Source organism: Clostridium sp. UMB9555A, assembly GCF_030222355.1.
GTDB lineage: Bacteria > Bacillota > Clostridia > Clostridiales > Clostridiaceae > Sarcina > Sarcina perfringens.
Window position 1 is genome coordinate 188,289 of the sequence record NZ_JASORQ010000001.1, and the last position, 17,042, is coordinate 205,330.

Sequence of the window (17,042 nt, forward strand, 5' to 3'; positions counted from 1 at the left end):
TTATGCATAAGTTTTTTACACCAGCGCATATGTTTTCAGACACTCATGCAAAAATAACAGGGGAAGATGTAAAACATATTTATAAGGTTTTAAGGGTAAAACTAGGTGAGAAGGTTGTTGTAAATAACCTTGAAAGTGAAGAGTTTTTAGGTGAGGTAGAAGAGGTTAATAAACAAGAGGTTTCTATCAAAATCTTAGAGAAGCTTGATGTAAACAATGAAAGTAATTTAAAAATTACTTTATTTCAAGGAATGCCAAAGGCTGCAAAAATGGATTTAATAGTTCAAAAATGTGTAGAACTTGGTGTTTCAGAAATAATTCCAACAATAACTGATAGAGTAGACGTTAAATTAAAAGGTGAATTTAAAAAATTAGATAGATTAAATAAAATCGCTTTAGAGGCATGTAAACAAAGTAAAAGAACGGTAATACCACAAGTATTAGAACCAATGGACTTTAAAGGGGTTTTAGAAAAGATAGATCAATTAGACCTTATGGTTATTCCTTATGAAAATGCTACAGGATACGGAATAAGAGCTATGGTTAACTCTATAGAGAATAAAGATAGTATAAAAAATGTTGGAATAATAGTTGGACCAGAAGGCGGATTTGAAGAAAGTGAAATAGAAGCCCTAAAAGAAAAAGGAGCTCATATTGTAACTTTAGGACCAAGAATTTTAAGAACAGAGACAGCAGGATTTACCTGTATTTCTCTTATTCAGTATGAGCTTGGTGATTTAGGAGGAAATATTTAATGAAAGTTGCATTTGCTACACTAGGGTGTAGAGTTAATACATATGAATCAGAAGCGATGACTGAAAAATTTGTTAGAGAAGGCTATGAAGTTGTAGATTTTAATGAAATGGCAGATGTTTATGTAGTTAATACTTGTAGCGTAACTAACATGGGAGATAAGAAATCAAGACAAATAATAGGAAGAGCTAGAAGACAAAATCCAGAGGCTATTATAGCTGTAGTTGGATGTTATGCTCAAATAGCACCTACAGAGGTTTCAGGAATTGAAGGCGTAGATGTAGTTTTAGGTTCAAGAAATAAAGGTGAAATAGTTTATTATGTAAATAAGGCTAAAGATGAAGGCAAGCAACAAGTTAAGGTTGGCGCTGTTTTAAAGAATAAAGTTTTTGAAGACCTAAAAATTGAAGAGTATAATAATAAAACTAGAGCTTTCTTAAAAATACAAGATGGATGTAATAGATTCTGTGCTTATTGCTTAATTCCATATACTAGAGGTTCTGTTTGTTCAAAAGACCCTAAGAAAGTTTTAGAGGAAATAAGAAGCTTAGCAGATCATGGATTTAAAGAAATAATATTATCAGGAATTCATACAGCATCTTATGGTGTTGATTTAGATGAAAAAGTAACATTAGTTGATTTACTAGAAGAGATAGAAAAGATTGATGGAATAGAAAGAGTTAGAATAGGTTCAATAGATCCTACATTCTTTACAGAGGATGTTGTAAGAAGAATATTAGCTCTTAAGAAACTATGTCCTCATTTCCACCTATCACTTCAAAGTGGATGTGATGCTACTCTAAAAAGAATGAATAGAAGATACACTGCTAAAGAGTATGAAGATATAGTAAATCTTTTAAGAGATAAAATAGAAGATGTTTCTATAACAACAGACGTAATTGTTGGTTTCCCTGGAGAAACTGATGAAGAGTTTGAAGAAACTTATGAATTCTTAAAGAGAATAGCTCTTTCAAAAACTCACATATTTAAATATAGTCCTAGAAAAGGTACTAGAGCAGAAAATATGGAAAATCAAGTTGATGGAAATAAGAAAGATGAAAGAAGTAAAAAACTTATTGAATTAAATAGAATTAATGAAAAAGCCTTTGCTGAAAAATATATAGGTGAAGTTATTGATGTTTTATTTGAAGAAGAAGTTGAATTAGGTAGTGGTGTTTACACTGGATATACAAGAAACTATATAAAGGTAAATGCTAAGGCTGATTGTAATGTTTCAGGTAAAATATTAAATGTAAAAATTAATTCTTTTGAGGGAGAAGTAGCCTACGGAGAAATAGTATTATAAAAAGAAGATTTTTACATTCAAAATGAGTTATAATAGATAATAGATTCATTGCTTAGGAGGTGAAATTTATGTCAGATTGTATTTTTTGCAAAATAGTAGCTGGAGAAATTCCAAGCAAAAAGATTTATGAAGATGATAAAGTTTTAGCTTTTCATGATATAAGTCCAGAAGCACCAGTACATTTTTTAGTTATTCCTAAAGAACACATAGCTAGTTTAAATGAAGTTGATGAAGAAAATGCAGAAGTATTTGCACACATTTTCAAGACTATTAATAAACTAGTAAGAGAACAAGGAATTGCAGAGGATGGATACAGAGTTGTCACTAATTGCGGAGAACAAGGAGGGCAAACAGTAGGACATATCCATTTCCATGTTCTTGGAGGAAGAAATTTAAATTGGCCACCAGGCTAAAATTTAGATTTAACTTCTTGACATTAAAGAAAATTATGTTGTATAATATAGCGTGTGTTATTTAGCCCATGGCTGTGAATTACATTAATAATTTACGCTAGCGGAGGGAGGGATAAAGAATGTCAGAAATCAGAGTAAAAGAAAACGAATCATTAGAGCAAGCATTAAGAAGATTTAAGAGACAATGCGCTAGAGCTGGAGTTCTTTCAGAAGTAAGAAAAAGAGAACACTACGAAAAGCCAAGCGTAAAGAGAAAGAAAAAATCAGAAGCTGCAAGAAAGAGAAAATTCAAATAGTTTTTGGTTTAAATTTATAGAATAATTTCTTTTGAAAGAAGGTATACAAATGCCAACTATTAAAGAAAGACTTCAAGAAGACTGGAAGCAGGCTTTAAAGGCTAAGGATAAGTTCAAGGCTGGAGTTTTAAGTACTGCTAAGTCAGCAATACTTTTAGTCGAAAAGACTGATGGTGTTAAGCTTGAGGATGAACAGGTTATAGAAATATTAGCAAGAGAAATCAAGCAAAGAAGAGAAGCTGCGCTTGAATTCGAAAAGGGAAATAGACAGGATTTAGTTGATCAAAACAATAGTGAGATTGCAATCTTGTTAGATTACCTTCCTCAGCAGTTAAGTGAAGAAGAAATAAAAGATATCATAAAGCAAGCAGCTGAAGAAGTGGGCGCAAATAGCATGAAAGACATGGGAAAAGTTATGTCAAAGGTTAGACCGCAAACAGTTGGTAGAGCTGATGGTAAACTTGTAAGTCAATTAGTTAAAGAATATTTAAATAAGTAAGAGAGTTCATTAGAACTCTCTTTTATTTTTATAATTTAAAGTTTAGTTTTAAAAAGGGATTATAAATAGTTAGAAGTTTTTAAAAAGAAAACTTTTGAATTATTTTAAAAGGCATATAAATAGCTAAAAGGGCTATTTATATGCCTTTTTATATTGCTTAGTTTTCTTTATATAAGAATAAAAAAATATAAATTTTCATAGATTTAGTATGAAAATATTTTATGGGAGGTATAGATATGGGTGATAAATTAAGACAGGTAACTAATAAAATTGCAGAGGAATTAGATTTACCTAAGGAGATAATAAATGGTGAGCCTAAAATAGTTGTACATGGAAAAAGTGAAATTATTATAGAAAATCATAAGGGTATAGAGGTTTTTAAGGAAAATGAAATTAAGATTAATAGCAATCTAGGTGTTATTATAATCGAAGGAACAAAGTTAGAGATAAGATTTATAGGTACTGAAACTATTGCCTTAACAGGAAGACTTAAGAATTTAAGTTTTGAGGAGGCATAAGATGAATTTAGAGTTTTTAAAAAAAGGACAAGTAAAGGTTGAAATAAAAACTTTTGATATAAATAAACTTTTAAATGTTTTATGGAGAAACGGTATAAATGTTGAAAATGTAAGGAAAATAGATGTAGTAACTATAACTTTAAATGTGGATTATTCTGACTATGGAAAATTAAAAAGCTATGTTAAAAGACTTAATGGAAAGGTAAAAATAATATCTTCAAAGGGAATTATATTTTTCTTATCTAGAGCTAAAAAGTCTATAAGCATATTTGTAGGAATTTTAATATTTTTAGTAGGATTATACATTTATTCTGGTTTTATATGGCGAATAGATATAGAGACAAAGAAAAATATAGCTCCTTTTGAGATAAGAACCATGTTAAATGATTTTGATATTAAACCAGGAGTTAAGAAAAGTAGTGTAAATGTTTATGGATTAGAAAGAAAATTAGAAAATGGACATGGAGACATAATGTGGATAAATGCTCGTATAGAGGGTGGAACTTTAAAAATAAAGGTTGAGGAAAAGGTTAGTCCAAAAATAAAAGAAGGAAATGAAAATAAAGAGTTTAAGAATATAGTAGCATCTATGGATGGGGAAATAAAGAGAATATACACAACCTCAGGTACCGCTGTTGTAAAGGAAGGAGATGTTGTTAAAAAGGGAGATATTTTAATAATACCACAGCAAGGAATAGAGGGTGGTGAATATGAAGTTGATGCAGAAGGAGAAGTTACTGCTAATACTTTTTATGAAAAGACTATAGAATTGCAAGTTGAGGGTAAAAAAGAGGAGAGGACAGGAGAGGTAGATAGTGATATTTATTTAGAAATAATGGGTAAGAAAATTTATCTAAAAAAGCCTACTAAAGAGTTTGGTAAGTATGATAAAATAGAAAGTACAGGAAAGTTTATAAATAGAAACTTATACTATGAGAAAGTAGATAAAGATATAGTTGATGATAGGGAAACCATAATAAATAAAGCTGTTGAGTTGATGAAAAACTCAATAAACAAAGAAATAAGTAAGCAATCCAAAATAGTTGATAATATAATTACAACTGAGGATTTAGGGGAAGGGAAGATTAGATTAAAGGTTCTTTTCGTAGTAGAACAAAATATAGCTTTAAGTTACTAGATAAATTAGGACCTAATGAGGAGAAGATGAGTAATTATGGGGAAATTGAAGGAAAAAACATTTAATATATTTAAAGATTATAAAAAAATAATCTTATATATAATAACCTTTATAGTTTTATACTGTACTTTGATGACTGGTATAATAACCAGAAAGTATGATCTAAAGGTTGGAGATATACCTAAGTCAGATATTAAGGCACATAGAGAAATTATTGATGAATCAGCTACTGAAGCAAGAAAGAAAGAAGCAGAAGAAAAGGTTGATAAACAATATTCTTTAAGGACAGATGTTCAGAAGCAAAGTGAAGAAAAGATAAAGGGTTTCTTTTCTTCAGTTGAAAAAGTTTTAGCTCAAGATAAGTCAGAAGAAGAAAAGGCTAAACTTATTCCTAGAGCACCATTTAAAATAACAGATGCACAGGCAAATAAAATTGCCTCAATGAATGAGCAAAATACTAAGAAATTAGAAAGCGTATGCATAGATGCTCTAAATAAGGCATATGAGGCGCCAATTGAAGATGGAAATGATCAGGATTTAAAAGATGCAAAAAAGGAATATACAGATTTTATATCTTCTAGTGATTTGAATGATTCAGAGAAGGCTATTGCATTAAACTTTGTTAGCGTAATAGAACCAAACTTTTTCTATGATAAGGAAAAAACTGATGAATTGATAAAAGAAACCTTAAAGCAAGTTCCACCAGTTATGATAAAGAAAAATCAAATAGTAGTAAGTGAGGGTGAGCCAGTTACAGCACACCAATTGGAGCTTTTAGGAACTTTAGGATTATTAAGCGATTCAGCTTCAGCGCTATATATTTATATTGCTCTAGGAGTTTTAGTAATAATAGTTATGTATCTTCAATATGGATACATAAATAAATATTATCCAGATATAAATAAAGAGTTTTCCAAAATAGTTATGATAAGCATATTAAATGTATTTCCAGTAATACTAGCTAGACTTTTTGGTATGATGTCAAACTATATAATACCACTAGCATGTATGCCTATGCTTATAACGCTTCTACTAAATTACAAAATATCCTTGGTATTTAGTATGTTAAATGTAATTTTAATAGGAGGAGCAGTAGGATTTAATCCTAATATAATAATCCTTGCTATCTTAAATGTTGTTTTAGGAGGAACATTATTAAGAAAAATGCAACAGAGAAATGATATATTATATTCTTCAATAACTGTTGCAGTTTTAAGTTCAATATTAACTTTTAGTGTTGGTACTTTAACAACTAATAACTTTATGGAAATACTTGCAGATAGTACATTTGCAGCGGCAGGAGCTATACTTTCTGGAATACTTACAATAGGTGTTTTACCATTCTTTGAGTCGACATTTGATATAGTAACTAATGCTAAATTATTAGAATTATCTAATCCTAATAATCCATTACTTAAAAAATTACTTATGGAGGCTCCAGGAACATATCATCATAGTATTTTAGTAGCAAACTTAGCAGAGTTAGCTGCTGAGCAAGTAGGAGGAAATCCTCTATTAGCTAGAATAGGAGCTTATTATCATGATGTGGGTAAAACTAAGAGACCATATTTCTTTAGAGAAAATCAGTTTGGAAAGAAAAATCCACATGATAGGTTAAAACCAGAAGTAAGTAGTAAAATAATAATATCTCACGTTAAAGATGGATCAGAATTAGCCAAGGAATATAATTTACCTAAGACTATACATGATTTTATAGTTACACACCATGGAGAGACTTTAGTTAAATATTTTTATTTAACAGTAAAAAATAACTCTGAAAATCCAGATGAGGTTAAGGAAGAGGATTTTAAATATCCAGGACCAAAACCTATGAGCAAAGAACAAGGAATTGTTATGCTAGCAGATTCAACAGAGGCAGCTGTAAGATCAATTAATGAACCTACTGAGGAGAAAATCGAAAAAATGGTCAATAATATTATTGATGATAAGTTAGCATCTGGACAACTAGATAATTGTGATCTTACTCTTAGAGATATAAGTAAGATAAAAAAATGTTTCCTAAAGGCATTAAATGGAATACATCATGAAAGAATAGAATATCCAGATGATAACAAGAAGGAGAAAAAATAAAATGATATTCATAGATAATAGACAGAATAAATTTGAAGTTACAGAAGAATTAACTAAGAAGTTAGAAGAAGTTATTTCTTTTGTACTAAAAGAAGAAAAAGTTAAAGAGAATTGTGAAGTTTCTTTAGTCTTTGTAGACAACGAAGAAATTAGAGGAATAAACAATGAAACTAGGGGAATAGATAGAGCAACCGATGTTTTATCATTTCCAATGATTGATTATCCAGAGGATAAAGTTTATAAAGATGTTTATTTAGAGCATGAATTTGATAAATGCTATTTTGATGGAGATGAACTTATCTTAGGAGATATAGTTTTATCTCTAGAAAGAACTAAAGAACAAAGTATTGAGTTTAATCACTCATTTGAAAGAGAAGCTTGCTACTTAGTAACTCACTCAGTTTTACATCTTTTAGGGTATGACCATATGGAAGAGGAAGAAAAAGCTAGAATGAGAGGAAGAGAAGAGGAGTTACTTGGTAAGTTAAATATAACAAGGGAAAGCTAAGGTATGAGAATGGTTTAGGAGAATATTATGAAGGTAAGAAAACTTATTGATAGCTTTAATTATGCAATAGATGGTATAATATATGCCTTAAGAACTCAAAGAAATATGAGGATACATTTTATAGTAGCTTTAATTATATTATCAGCTTGTTTTGTTTATGATATAAGCAAGATAGAGTTTATAATACTAGCCATAACAATAACCATGGTAATAGCAGCAGAATTAGTTAATACTGCTATAGAAAGCGCTATAGATTTAAGTACAAATTACTATCATCCTTTAGCTAAAGTAGCTAAAAATACAGCAGCTGGGGCAGTACTTATAACTGCAATAAATGCTGTCTTAGTAGGGTATATTATATTTTGGGATGAACTTACCAATGTAACTTTTAGAATTATGGATAGGGTAAAGGCCACAGAGCCTTATATTATATTTATCGTCTTAGCCATAGTATGCATCGTTGTGGTTGCAGCAAAGGCTTATTTTGGAGAAGGAACCCCATTAAAGGGTGGAATGCCATCTGGACATAGTGCTATAGCCTTTTCTATAGCTACGGCTATATCACTTATAAGTAATTCTCATATTATAATTATACTTAGTTATTTAATGGCTTTAATAACTGCCCAGAGCAGAGTGGATTCAGAAGTCCATAGTGTATGGGAGGTTATTGCAGGAGCAATATTAGGAACGCTTATAACAATTTTAATTTTTAAAATATTTAGTTGATAAATTTAGTGTCTAGATTTTAGGATGGAGGATGAATTATTATGAAAAAAGAACTTATAAAAAAAGCTTTAGAGGCAAGAGAATTAGCATATTGTCCATATTCAAATTTTAAGGTAGGTGCAGCTGCTTTATTTGAGGATGGTAACATATATACAGGATGCAATGTTGAAAATGCATCATTTGGAGCAACAAACTGTGCTGAAAGAACTGCTATATTTAAAGGGGTTTCAGAAGGAGCAAGAGTCTTAAAGGCTATGGCTTTAGTAGGAGATTTAAATTCATACACATATCCATGTGGTATATGCAGACAAGTAATAGTAGAGTTTGCAGAAGATAAAGATATAAAAATATTCATAGTAAAAAGTGAAGATGATTATATAGAGACAACATTAGATGAAATTTTACCTGGATCTTTTACTAAAAATGATCTGGAAAAATAGGAGGAAATATGTTTAAATCAGGATTTATAACAATTGTTGGTAGACCCAATGTAGGTAAGTCAACATTAACAAACTTATTGATGGGAGAAAAACTTTCAATTGTTTCTAATAAACCACAAACAACAAGAAATAACATTCAAACAATATTAACTGGAGATGACTATCAAATGATTTTCGTTGATACTCCAGGGATACATAAGCCTAAACATAAATTAGGTGAGTATATGGTAAATAGTGCTACAGATTCTATAAAAGATGTAGATCTAGTATTATTTTTAAGTAATCCATGTGAGGAAGTTGGTAGAGGGGATAAATTTATAATAGAGCAGCTTAAAAATCAAAAAGCTCCTGTTATATTCGTATTAAACAAAGTTGATGAGAGTTCACCAGAAAAGGTTGCTAAAACTTTAGAATTATTCTCAAAAGAGTATGACTTTGCAGAAATGATTCCAATATCAGCTATGAAAGGTAAAAATACAGATAAACTTTTAGAGCTTATGGTTAAATATTTACCAGAGGGTCCTAAATACTATCCAGATGATATGATAACAGATGTTCAAGAAAGATTTGTTGTAGCAGAGATAGTTAGAGAAAAGGCTCTTAAAAATTTAAGCCAAGAAGTTCCTCATGGTATTGCTGTAGATGTTATACAAATGAAACAAGATGATAATGGTAAGTATAACATAGAAGTAGATTTAATATGTGAAAAAGCATCTCATAAAGGAATAATAATTGGTAAAAATGGTCAAACACTTAAGAAGATTGGTTCTACAGCTAGATATGAATTAGAAAGATTCTTAAGAGCAAAAGTAAATATAAAAATATGGGTGAAAGTTAGAAAAGAGTGGAGAGATAATACTTCACTATTAAAGGAATTAGGTTATAAAAAACTTAAATAGGAGGGATAGCTTCTGGCACTTATAGAGAGTGGTGGAGTTATCATTAAGGCTCAAGATTATAAAGAGAACGATAAATTGCTTTGGATTTTTACCGAGAAAATGGGTAAGATAACAGCTATAGCTAAGGGTGCAAAGAAAAGTAAAAGTAAACTCTTTTCATTAACGCACCCTTTATGCTATGGCGATTATTTATTATTCAAGGGAAAGGGTTTATATAGGTTATCTGAAGGAAAAATAAGAACTTCATTTCAGACATCTTTAACTGACCTAGAAAAGCTTACTTATGCATCTTACTTATGTGAGCTTATTGATATATCACTACAGGATGAAGAAGAAAATTTTAATTTATATAAAGAGTTTATAACATGTCTTTATTTAATAAATACTGAGGCTATAAGTTATGAACTATTAATAAGAGCTTTTGAGCTTAAATTATTAAAATACACTGGGTATGGATTAAGATTTGATAATTGTGTATTTTGTAAAAATAAATTAAGTGTTTCAAACTACATTAGTTTAAGATATTTTGGAGGCGTTTGTGATAAATGTCCCAAGGAACATGGGCTTTACATAAATAAAGCCACATATAATGCCTTAAGATTCTTAAATAATACTTCTTTGGATAAAGTATATAGATTAACATTAACAGAAGAGGTTAAGGCAGAACTTTTTAAGGTTACTAGTTTTATAATATCTTCTGTATATTCAAGAAAACCTAAAAGTTTAGAAATGTTAAAGTTTATAAAGGAGTGATTTACATGAGTGAAATAACATTAGAAAAAGTAGATCAAGTAATAGAAAGAACATATGCTACTTACGCAGAAGCTAAAGAGGCATTAGAAGCTTGTGATGGTGATGTTGTTAATGCATTAATATATATTGAGAAAAAAAGAGAAGAAGAAAGTAAAGTAGAAGAAGAAAAGGTAATGGAAGAAAAGGCAGAAAGCTTTGAAGATATAAAAAAATTCTTAAAGGATTTAATTGATAAGGGAAATGTATCTAGAATAAGAATTCTTAAGGATGAAAAAGTATTAACTGATATGCCAGTTAATGCAGGAATAGCTGCAGGAGCCATTGCTGTAATATTTCCAAGTATATTAGCCCTAAGTGTGGTAGCCGCTATTGCAACAAAGATTACAATAGAAATAACTAAGGCTGATGGAAGCGTTGAGATTGTTAATAAAATAGTCAAAAATGCAGCTAATGATATTAAAGGAAAAGCATTTGGACTAAAGGAAAAAGCTTTTAGTGTAGCAAATGATATGAAAGAAAAAAGAGAAAATGGAAAAACAAATGAGAATAAAATAAACAAATTTCATAAACATAATAAGTTAGAAAATGAAACAAGTTTTACATATACAGTAAAATTTGATGATGTTGACTAGCAAATAAATGTAAAATAAAGGAAAATGGAATAAAGAGGAAGAAACTGTATGATTTTAAGTGATAATTATCAGATTTGAATGATTTTTCAGAAAATTTGCTATACTAAAAAGATTTAGGTTGTGTTACAATTAATATATAAAAAGTCACTTTAATATAAAAATTCCTTTTTGTTCCTAGTTTATTTAAGGAAGGAGCATTCAAATTGAAATTAACACCAAGGCAGGAAGAAATAGTTAGACTTGTAAAAGAAGGTCAACCAATAACTTCAGAAGCTTTAGCAGGAAAGTTAGGGGTTACAAGAGCAGCCTTAAGACCAGACCTTGCAATACTTACAATGATTGGCGTATTAGATGCAAGACCAAAGGTTGGATATGTATATTCAGACAAACCTTCGAACAGTTTCATCTATGAAAAAATAAAAAATATAAAGGTTAAAGACATAATGTCTAAACCGGTTACAGTATGTGAAGAAACTATGCTTCATGATGCTATAGTACATCTATTTTTAAATGATGTAGGAACTATGTTTGTAGAAAATGGAGGAGTTCTAACAGGAGCTGTTTCCAGAAAAGACTTTTTAAAGGTCGCTATAGGAGGAACAGATATTTATAAAGTTCCTGTTGGTGTTATAATGACAAGAATGCCTAACATAGTATGTGCTGTAGAAGAAGACTGCGCTTTTGATGTAGCAAAAAAGATAATAGAACATGAAATAGACTCCGTACCAGTTGTAAAAAGAATTGAAGAAAATGAGGGAAAAGAGAGATTAGAGATCATAGGAAAAATTTCTAAGACTAACATAACAAAGTTATTTGTTAAGCTTGGAGAAAATTAAATTTATGGTTAAAAAGAAAGATTAAATGGGTAGCTATCGGGGGTAATACTCTGTTAGTATATAAAAATTCAACTATAGTATTGAACGGAGGAGTATTGAGATGGAAAAAAAGCAGTATGTTTATCTTTTTAATGAAGGTAACGCAAGTATGAAAAATTTATTAGGTGGAAAAGGTGCTAACTTATCCGAGATGACTATTTTAGGGATACCAGTTCCACAAGGATTTACAGTAACAACTGAAGCATGTAATAAGTATTATGAAGATGACAAAAAGATTTCTCAAGATATTATTGAAGAGATTGAAAATAAAATGTCTGAGTTAGAAAAAATAACTGGCAAAAAATTTGGTTCTCTTGAAAATCCATTATTAGTATCAGTTAGATCTGGAGCAAGAGTTTCAATGCCAGGTATGATGGATACAATTCTAAACCTTGGATTAAATGATGAATCAGTAGAAGCTATGGCTAAATTAACAAATAATCCAAGATTTGCTTATGATTCATATAGAAGATTTATTCAAATGTTTGCTGATGTTGTAATGGGTGTTGAAAAAAGACTTTTTGAAGATTTACTAGACGAAGTTAAGGAAGAAAAAGGTTATAAAATAGATACTGATTTAACAGCAGAGGATTTAAAAGATTTAGTAGTAAAATTTAAAGCGCTTTATAAAAAGGAAAAGGGCGAAGATTTCCCAAGTAATCCAAAAGAGCAGCTTATAGAGGCAGTTACAGCTGTATTTAGATCATGGAATAATCCAAGAGCTATTGTTTATAGAAGATTAAATGATATTCCAGGAGAATGGGGTACAGCAGTTAACGTTCAAGAGATGGTATTTGGAAATAAGGGAGAAACTTCAGGAACTGGAGTTGCATTCTCAAGAAACCCAGCTAATGGGGATAATGAATTATATGGTGAGTATTTAATGAATGCTCAAGGTGAGGATGTTGTTGCAGGTATAAGAACACCAGAGCCAATAAGTCATTTAGAAGCTCAAAACCCTACAATATATAAACAATTTACAGATATAGTTAATACATTAGAAAAGCATTATAGAGATATGCAAGACATGGAATTTACAATAGAAGATGGAAAGTTATATTTCCTTCAAACTAGAAATGGTAAGAGAACTGCTCAAGCAGCTTTAAAAATAGCTGTTGATTTAGTTGAAGAAGGAATGTTAACTAAGGAAGAGGCTATATTAAAAGTTGAGCCTAAACAATTAGATACATTACTTCATCCTGCTTTTGCATCTGATGGCTTAAAAGAAGCTAAAATAGTTGCAAAGGGGTTACCAGCATCACCAGGAGCTGCATGTGGTAAAATAGCTTTCACAGCTGAAGAAGCTAAGGAAAGAAAAGCAAATGGTGAAAAGGTTGTATTAGTAAGATTAGAGACTTCACCAGAAGATATAGAAGGTATGATTGCCGCAGAAGGTATCTTAACTGTTAGAGGAGGAATGACTTCTCATGCAGCCGTTGTAGCAAGAGGAATGGGTACTTGCTGCGTAGCAGGATGTGGAGAATTAAAAGTTAATGAAGAAGCTAGAACTTTAGAAGTTAATGGACAAGTATTAACCTTTGATGATTATATATCAATAGATGGTTCAACAGGACACATCTATGCTGAACAAGTTAAGACAGTATCTCCTGAAATTACAGGACATTTTGCTACATTTATGGGATGGGCTGATGAAATAAGAAAATTAAAGGTTAGAACTAATGCTGATACACCAAGAGATACTAAACAAGCTGTTGAATTTGGTGCAGAAGGTATTGGATTATGTAGAACTGAGCATATGTTCTTTGCTGAGGATAGAATTTTAGCTGTTAGAGAAATGATCTTAGCTAAAAATGAGGATAGTAGAAGGATTGCATTAGAAAAACTTTTACCAATGCAAAGAGAAGACTTTATAGGAATGTATGAAGCTTTAGAGGAAAGACCAGCTACAATCAGATTCTTAGATCCACCTTTACATGAATTCTTACCAAGTGAAGAGGAGGATATAAATGCCTTAGCTAAAGAAATTGGAGTAAGTCCATCTGAGATTAAGAATGTAGTTGCTGAATTACATGAATTTAACCCAATGATGGGTCATAGAGGATGTCGTTTAGCAGTATCTTATCCAGAGATAGCTGAAATGCAAACAAGAGCTGTTATAGAGGCTGCTATAGAAGTTAAGAAGAATAAAGGATACAATATAGTTCCTGAAATAATGATTCCTTTAATAGGTGAAATAAAAGAATTAAAATATGTTAAAAATGTAGTTGTTGAAACAGCTAAGACAGTAATGGAAGAGAAAGGTGTTCAATTAGATTATAAGGTTGGAACAATGATTGAAATTCCAAGAGCTGCTTTAACAGCTGATAAGATAGCAGAAGAGGCTGAGTTCTTCTCCTTTGGAACAAATGATTTAACTCAAATGACATTTGGATTCTCAAGAGATGATGCAGCTAAATTCTTAAAAGATTACTATGAAAAAGGAATATATGAGCAAGATCCATTTGCTAAATTAGACCAAGAAGGCGTTGGAGAGCTTATGAGAATTGCTTGTGAAAAAGGTAAGGCAACAAGACCTGATATTAAATTAGGTATATGTGGAGAACATGGTGGAGATCCTTCATCTGTTGAATTCTGCCACAACTTAGGATTAAATTACGTAAGTTGTTCACCTTATAGAGTTCCATTAGCAAGACTTGCAGCTGCACAAGCACAAGTTAAAAATAAAAGATAATAAATAAGATTATATAAAATAAAGGAGTATTCATTATGAATACTCCTTTATTTAAACTTTAATTTTAAATTCAGTAGAAAACAATATTCTAAGTTCTTCAACAAATCTAACCTGAGCATAAGTATCTAGTGCAACTTCCTTAAGAGATTCTACAAACATTGATTTATTACATTTTTTTATGTTATTATAATAGTCCTTTGATAAGCGCCAATATTTTTGTGGAAATGCTAGATATGAAAAAACATATTTGAAGTCATCCTCTGTAAGAGGAGCAATTGAATTATATGTTTTAATTATCTTTCTTGTTAAGTCTATATCCCAATTAGTATTTGATCTTTTTAATAAACGTCTCATAAAATAACATAAATCATACATAGAATAATTTAAGGATGCTTTATCAAAATCAATTACCCAAACATCAGTATTATCAATTAAAATATTTTTATTTACATAATCTCCATGGCAAAGAGATCTACTTAAATTTTTGTCATTAATAGAACCTGAAACTAAGAGAGCTTCTTTAGCTAGATAAATATTTTCATCAAAAACATCTAAAAATATTGATGAAAACTTGTCCTTATGTTTCATTTTAGTTGCAGTATTAAATGATGAAAGAATCTTATTAAAGTGTTTTAATGTGGATATGTAGAGACTATCAAATCCAGTTTTAATTAAACTACCTTCAATTGCTTTAAAGTTTCTTGAACAATTATGCATTTTAGCTAGATTTTCTATGGATAGTAAGATATGTTGTAAGTTATCGAAGTTACATTTTTCACCTTTAACCCATGGACAGAGCATAAAAAGCATATTATTTGCTTTAACAAATCTACCATTAAACTTTGAAGGGAGCATTTTTGGAAGCTTAATTTCATTTCTAGCAAACCATTCCATAACTGAATATATGAATAAGAGAGTCCCTTCATCATAATAAACCTTTTTTAAGCAAAAGGTATTTTTAGGATTATTAATATCATCAATTAATTTATAAACAGCTCTATTTTTATCTGTATTTTTAAATTTTATATTCTCTATAGAATAGTTTTCTAAATTATACATAGGTAAAACTATGGATTCTACAGCATTAAAAATTTCATCAGCTTCATTAAACTTTTTAGAATGCTTTCCCATGATTAACCTCCTAATAAAAAATTCCTTATTATAAGAATATTATGATTAACTTTAGATTATACTTTAAAATGTGAAATACTTTGATTTAAAGTCAAAAAATTCATTGAGAGTTTGTTTTATAAAAAAATATAAAGTTTTAAATCTCTAGAATTATAAAAGGATTTTAAATAGGTACATAGAATATATATAGTAGGTGATGCTATGAAAATAAGAGAGAATATTGAAAATTTTGAAAGAATAAAGTTAAATAAAGTCGCAAAGTTCTCAGATGAATCTGTAGGAAGAGAACGCTTAGAAGAACCAGATGAGATAAGAACCTGTTTTATGGTAGATAGGGATAGAATAATTCATAGTAAATCTTTTAGAAGATTAAAAAGAAAAACTCAGGTTTTTATAAGAACCTATGGGGATCATTATAGAACAAGGCTTGTTCATACTTTAGAAGTTTCTCAAGTAGCAAGAACGATAGGAGTAGCTCTATCATTAAATGAATATTTAATAGAGGCTATTGCTTTAGGTCATGATTTAGGGCATGCAGCTTTTGCTCATATTGGAGAGGATGTTTTAAATGATTTTCTTCCAGGTGGGTTTAAGCATAATGAACAAAGTGTTAGGGTAGCAAAGAAAATAGAGAAAAATGGCTTAGGTCTTAATTTGACCAAGGAAGTTTTAGATGGAATATTAAATCATAGTGGTTTTTCAAATGTTAGTAAGGTAGCAGGAACTTTTGAAGGACAAGTAGTTAGATTTGCAGATAAAATAGCATATGTAAATCATGATATAGACGATTCAATTAGAGCGGGAATTTTGAAAGAAGAGGATTTGCCTAAGAATATTATTGAAATCTTAGGTGCTAGTGGTAGTGAAAGAATAGACACTTTAGTTAAAGATTGTGTTTTTAATACAATTGATAACATAGATAAAGGAGAGCCTAGGGTATCTTTAAGTAATGAAATAGGAGATGCCTTTGTTCAGCTTAGAAAATTTTTGTTTGATAATATATATTTAGGGAAATACTTAGAGGATGAGAGGAAAAAAGCAGAATTTGTACTAAGTAAGGTTATAGAATATTATTACAAGAATTGGGGAGAAATGCCTGAATTATATAGAAATATATGTGAAGAGGAAGGTATACATAGAGGGGTTACGGATTACGTTGCAGGAATGACAGATGATTACTGTACAAATGAGTTCAATAAAATATATATTCCAAAGTTTGTGATGTATTAAATATTTTTGGAATAATTAGGGCTAAATATTGCTAAAATATAATTATTATGCGTTTACACTTGAAAAATATTAAAAAAAAAGTTATATTTAAAATTTGAGAAGGATTTTATCAATTGATGTCGAATAATAATTAATTGTCAAA

General features: G+C 30.0%; 18 protein-coding genes. 17 read left to right on the forward strand and 1 reads right to left on the reverse strand.

The window, feature by feature from the left end; genetic code table 11:
• The first annotated feature begins 2 nt into the window (after positions 1–2).
• The 16 genes from QP548_RS00805 (at position 3) to ppdK (ending at position 14,539) form a co-directional block, all read left to right on the forward strand.
• Positions 3–755, forward strand: a complete 753-nt coding sequence (locus QP548_RS00805) for a 16S rRNA (uracil(1498)-N(3))-methyltransferase (protein WP_061428990.1) — start codon at positions 3–5, stop codon at positions 753–755.
• Positions 755–2,059, forward strand: a complete 1,305-nt coding sequence (mtaB, locus tag QP548_RS00810) for a tRNA (N(6)-L-threonylcarbamoyladenosine(37)-C(2))-methylthiotransferase MtaB (RefSeq protein ID WP_061428989.1) — start codon at positions 755–757, stop codon at positions 2,057–2,059. Before QP548_RS00805 ends, mtaB begins: the two co-directional genes overlap by 1 nt.
• Before the next feature lie 68 nt (positions 2,060–2,127).
• The gene (locus tag QP548_RS00815; RefSeq protein WP_061428988.1) at positions 2,128–2,472 is read left to right on the forward strand and encodes a histidine triad nucleotide-binding protein; all 345 of its coding nucleotides are present in this window, start codon (positions 2,128–2,130) and stop codon (positions 2,470–2,472) included.
• Positions 2,473–2,591: 119 nt separating this feature from the next.
• Positions 2,592–2,768, forward strand: a complete 177-nt coding sequence (rpsU, locus tag QP548_RS00820; RefSeq protein ID WP_003451446.1) for a 30S ribosomal protein S21 — start codon at positions 2,592–2,594, stop codon at positions 2,766–2,768.
• Between the two features lie 49 nt (positions 2,769–2,817).
• Complete coding sequence (locus QP548_RS00825) at positions 2,818–3,267, forward strand: GatB/YqeY domain-containing protein (protein ID WP_003451322.1); 450 nt, start codon at positions 2,818–2,820, stop codon at positions 3,265–3,267.
• Between the two features lie 236 nt (positions 3,268–3,503).
• Positions 3,504–3,785 (forward strand): sporulation protein YqfC, encoded by a 282-nt coding sequence (yqfC, locus tag QP548_RS00830; RefSeq protein WP_061428987.1) that lies wholly within the window; start codon positions 3,504–3,506, stop codon positions 3,783–3,785.
• Between the two features lies 1 nt (position 3,786).
• Positions 3,787–4,923 (forward strand): sporulation protein YqfD, encoded by a 1,137-nt coding sequence (gene yqfD, locus QP548_RS00835; protein WP_284904661.1) that lies wholly within the window; start codon positions 3,787–3,789, stop codon positions 4,921–4,923.
• A gap of 36 nt (positions 4,924–4,959) precedes the next feature.
• A complete protein-coding gene (locus QP548_RS00840) occupies positions 4,960–7,014 on the forward strand; it encodes an HD family phosphohydrolase (protein ID WP_061428985.1) in 2,055 nt (684 codons plus the stop codon).
• A gap of 1 nt (position 7,015) precedes the next feature.
• Positions 7,016–7,522 carry an rRNA maturation RNase YbeY gene (gene ybeY / locus QP548_RS00845; protein ID WP_061428984.1) on the forward strand — a complete coding sequence of 169 codons (507 nt, stop codon included), beginning with the start codon at positions 7,016–7,018 and terminating at the stop codon, positions 7,520–7,522.
• 27 nt (positions 7,523–7,549) lie between these two features.
• Positions 7,550–8,248, forward strand: a complete 699-nt coding sequence (locus QP548_RS00850; RefSeq protein WP_060795913.1) for a diacylglycerol kinase — start codon at positions 7,550–7,552, stop codon at positions 8,246–8,248.
• 41 nt (positions 8,249–8,289) lie between these two features.
• Positions 8,290–8,688, forward strand: coding sequence for a cytidine deaminase (locus tag QP548_RS00855; RefSeq protein WP_061428983.1), 399 nt, complete (start codon positions 8,290–8,292; stop codon positions 8,686–8,688).
• 8 nt (positions 8,689–8,696) lie between these two features.
• The gene (gene era / locus QP548_RS00860) at positions 8,697–9,587 is read left to right on the forward strand and encodes a GTPase Era (protein WP_061428982.1); all 891 of its coding nucleotides are present in this window, start codon (positions 8,697–8,699) and stop codon (positions 9,585–9,587) included.
• A gap of 21 nt (positions 9,588–9,608) precedes the next feature.
• A complete protein-coding gene (gene recO, locus QP548_RS00865; protein WP_136002319.1) occupies positions 9,609–10,340 on the forward strand; it encodes a DNA repair protein RecO in 732 nt (243 codons plus the stop codon).
• Between the two features lie 5 nt (positions 10,341–10,345).
• Positions 10,346–10,972, forward strand: coding sequence for a DUF4342 domain-containing protein (locus tag QP548_RS00870; protein WP_003451685.1), 627 nt, complete (start codon positions 10,346–10,348; stop codon positions 10,970–10,972).
• A gap of 203 nt (positions 10,973–11,175) precedes the next feature.
• Positions 11,176–11,808, forward strand: coding sequence for a helix-turn-helix transcriptional regulator (locus QP548_RS00875; protein ID WP_003451073.1), 633 nt, complete (start codon positions 11,176–11,178; stop codon positions 11,806–11,808).
• A gap of 100 nt (positions 11,809–11,908) precedes the next feature.
• Positions 11,909–14,539: a pyruvate, phosphate dikinase gene (gene ppdK / locus QP548_RS00880; RefSeq protein ID WP_061428981.1), complete on the forward strand. Its 2,631-nt coding sequence runs from the start codon at positions 11,909–11,911 to the stop codon at positions 14,537–14,539.
• 51 nt (positions 14,540–14,590) lie between these two features.
• Here the strand turns inward: ppdK and QP548_RS00885 are convergent, their stop codons facing one another.
• On the reverse strand, positions 14,591–15,670 hold the full coding sequence (locus tag QP548_RS00885; RefSeq protein ID WP_061428980.1) for a CotS family spore coat protein: 1,080 nt from the start codon (positions 15,668–15,670) through the stop codon (positions 14,591–14,593).
• A 201-nt stretch (positions 15,671–15,871) separates the two neighbouring features.
• Between QP548_RS00885 and QP548_RS00890 the strand changes: the two genes are divergently transcribed.
• Positions 15,872–16,900: a deoxyguanosinetriphosphate triphosphohydrolase gene (locus QP548_RS00890; protein ID WP_061428979.1), complete on the forward strand. Its 1,029-nt coding sequence runs from the start codon at positions 15,872–15,874 to the stop codon at positions 16,898–16,900.
• Positions 16,901–17,042 lie beyond the last annotated feature (142 nt).

Bases quoted from the DNA above. Each gene is read 5' to 3' on its own strand.
- QP548_RS00840 (WP_061428985.1), top strand. From the start codon at position 4,960: ATGGGGAAATTGAAGGAAAAAACATTTAATATATTTAAAGATTATAAA.
- ybeY (WP_061428984.1), top strand. From the start codon at position 7,016: ATGATATTCATAGATAATAGACAGAATAAATTTGAAGTTACAGAAGAA.
- mtaB (WP_061428989.1), top strand. From the start codon at position 755: ATGAAAGTTGCATTTGCTACACTAGGGTGTAGAGTTAATACATATGAA.
- QP548_RS00815 (WP_061428988.1), top strand. From the start codon at position 2,128: ATGTCAGATTGTATTTTTTGCAAAATAGTAGCTGGAGAAATTCCAAGC.
- rpsU (WP_003451446.1), top strand. From the start codon at position 2,592: ATGTCAGAAATCAGAGTAAAAGAAAACGAATCATTAGAGCAAGCATTA.
- yqfD (WP_284904661.1), top strand. From the start codon at position 3,787: ATGAATTTAGAGTTTTTAAAAAAAGGACAAGTAAAGGTTGAAATAAAA.
- QP548_RS00825 (WP_003451322.1), top strand. From the start codon at position 2,818: ATGCCAACTATTAAAGAAAGACTTCAAGAAGACTGGAAGCAGGCTTTA.
- ppdK (WP_061428981.1), top strand. From the start codon at position 11,909: ATGGAAAAAAAGCAGTATGTTTATCTTTTTAATGAAGGTAACGCAAGT.
- QP548_RS00805 (WP_061428990.1), top strand. From the start codon at position 3: ATGCATAAGTTTTTTACACCAGCGCATATGTTTTCAGACACTCATGCA.
- era (WP_061428982.1), top strand. From the start codon at position 8,697: ATGTTTAAATCAGGATTTATAACAATTGTTGGTAGACCCAATGTAGGT.
- QP548_RS00870 (WP_003451685.1), top strand. From the start codon at position 10,346: ATGAGTGAAATAACATTAGAAAAAGTAGATCAAGTAATAGAAAGAACA.
- yqfC (WP_061428987.1), top strand. From the start codon at position 3,504: ATGGGTGATAAATTAAGACAGGTAACTAATAAAATTGCAGAGGAATTA.
- QP548_RS00885 (WP_061428980.1), bottom strand. From the start codon at position 15,670: ATGGGAAAGCATTCTAAAAAGTTTAATGAAGCTGATGAAATTTTTAAT.
- QP548_RS00855 (WP_061428983.1), top strand. From the start codon at position 8,290: ATGAAAAAAGAACTTATAAAAAAAGCTTTAGAGGCAAGAGAATTAGCA.
- QP548_RS00890 (WP_061428979.1), top strand. From the start codon at position 15,872: ATGAAAATAAGAGAGAATATTGAAAATTTTGAAAGAATAAAGTTAAAT.
- QP548_RS00850 (WP_060795913.1), top strand. From the start codon at position 7,550: ATGAAGGTAAGAAAACTTATTGATAGCTTTAATTATGCAATAGATGGT.